This is a genomic window from Lactobacillus acetotolerans DSM 20749 = JCM 3825, assembly GCF_001436775.1.
Classification (GTDB): Bacteria; Bacillota; Bacilli; order Lactobacillales; family Lactobacillaceae; genus Lactobacillus; species Lactobacillus acetotolerans.
This window is the reverse complement of the sequence record NZ_AYZC01000016.1, coordinates 1-1,652: the sequence shown is the minus strand read 5'-3', so window position 1 is coordinate 1,652 and position 1,652 is coordinate 1. Positions and strand designations below refer to the sequence as shown.

General features: G+C 32.9%; 4 protein-coding genes. 1 reads left to right on the top strand and 3 read right to left on the bottom strand.

Translation table 11 applies throughout. The features are described from left to right. A partial coding sequence (gene apf / locus FC77_RS08060; RefSeq protein ID WP_477218251.1) for an aggregation-promoting factor occupies window positions 1-424 on the top strand: 424 nt, incomplete at its 5' end. A gap of 220 nt (window positions 425-644) precedes the next feature. Here the strand turns inward: apf and FC77_RS03650 are convergent. The 3 genes from FC77_RS03650 to FC77_RS03640 are packed head-to-tail and all read right to left on the bottom strand — an operon-like array spanning window position 645 to window position 1,597. Beyond that, window positions 645-914, bottom strand: coding sequence for a helix-turn-helix domain-containing protein (locus FC77_RS03650; protein ID WP_054681701.1), 270 nt, complete (start codon window positions 912-914; stop codon window positions 645-647). Window positions 915-942: 28 nt separating this feature from the next. Then, window positions 943-1,245, bottom strand: coding sequence for a helix-turn-helix domain-containing protein (locus tag FC77_RS03645; protein ID WP_063507935.1), 303 nt, complete (start codon window positions 1,243-1,245; stop codon window positions 943-945). Then, a complete protein-coding gene (locus FC77_RS03640) occupies window positions 1,229-1,597 on the bottom strand; it encodes a type II toxin-antitoxin system RelE/ParE family toxin (protein WP_056970169.1) in 369 nt (122 codons plus the stop codon). Before FC77_RS03640 ends, FC77_RS03645 begins: the two co-directional genes overlap by 17 nt. Window positions 1,598-1,652: the final 55 nt, after the last annotated feature.

Sequence of the window (1,652 nt, the reverse complement as noted above, 5' to 3'; positions counted from 1 at the left end):
GTGGTATGACTTAGGTAACAACCAATGGGTTCGTGCTAACGATTTAACTGGTGCCAAGGCCGCTGCTCCTGCAGTCAAGACTGCCCCAGCTAAGACCACTACTGTAAAATCTAACAATACTACTACTAATTACAACACCAACAATAACTCAGCTTCTTACACTAGAAGTAATAATTCATCCTACACTTCAAACGCATCTGGTTCAGACGCAAGTGCTAAGGCTTGGATTGCTAATAAAGAATCCGGTGGCTCATACGGTGCAAATAATGGCCAATACGTAGGTAAGTACCAACTTTCAGCATCATACCTTCATGGTGACTACTCAGCCGCAAACCAAGAAAAAGCCGCAGATAGTTATGTAAACAGTCGTTACGGTTCATGGTCAGCAGCCAAGTCCTTCTGGCAAGCAAACGGTTGGTACTAATAAAACCAATAAACTAAAACTAAATAACAACAGAATAATAAAATTAAAGAGACAGTTTATGCAACTGTCTCTTTTTTGCGTATAGTTAATTTTTAAATTATTATCTTTTACTATGAATTTTTTCTTTATGAGGAATAGTGGCATGAACTACTTCAACACCATTGGACTTTCTATTTAAGTAGTTTTTATAATCTTTTATTGATTCTTCAATGTTTTCAAATTAAGCATTTGCGAGGGGCTTAAATGAAATAACAGCTTCTAATCCTAACCCTTTTGCATAACGATTAAGAGTTTTTAAACTAGGTGTTGAATCTAGATTTTCAATTTTAGCTAATTGTGGTTGGGTCATCCCAATTCGTTTAGCTAGCTCTTGCTGGGTAATGCCGCGTTTTAATCGAAGAACATGAAGGTATGCCAAACTATCAATCAAGGTCATTTCGTCAGGAGATATTGAAGTAATATCCTTTTTAAAATCATTCCAAGTAGCCATAATTGTTCCTTTATTTATAATCTTAGATTTAGATTGATTTTAAGTCATTAACTAAAGAAGGCTTTTTAGTTAATAAGGTAAGTAATTTCTGTACTGGGCGTCTAGGTTTACTTTGATTTGTTTCCCAAGCTTTGACAGTTCGAGTAGATACACCTATTAAATTTGCTAGACCACTTTGACTTACGTTGATATTTTTTCTTAATTCTTTAATTGTTTTGGCATTAAATTGTGGTTTGACGGGAATAGTAGCGTGAACTACTTCAACACCATTAGGTTTTCCATTTAAATAATTTTTGTAATCTTTTAATGATTCTTCAATTGTCGATGTCATAATCATTCTTCCTTTTACTATACCTAAATTCCTTGATGAAATTTTTAATAGATTTCTTTTCTTTAACAGATAAAGTGGATTTCTTATTTTTAGGATAAATTTCTAAGAAAAACAAATTTTGTTTATTAGCATTATAAATAAAATAAATAGTCCGAAAACTACCACTTTTTCCCTTATGATAATTTTTAGGTGTAAATCTATATTTAAAAGCACCACCAGTTCCTTCAACTATTACGCCAGGGAATTTTTTACCGTAAGTGTTAATTGGGGAATTGGATAAATATTGTAGAATTTCATTTTTTAATTCTTCACGTTCATCTAAAGATAAACCACATTTAAACCATTTTTTCATGACCTACCACCCATCAAATAGATGGGTGGTCTCTTTGTTTAGAGTTTTTCTGCGA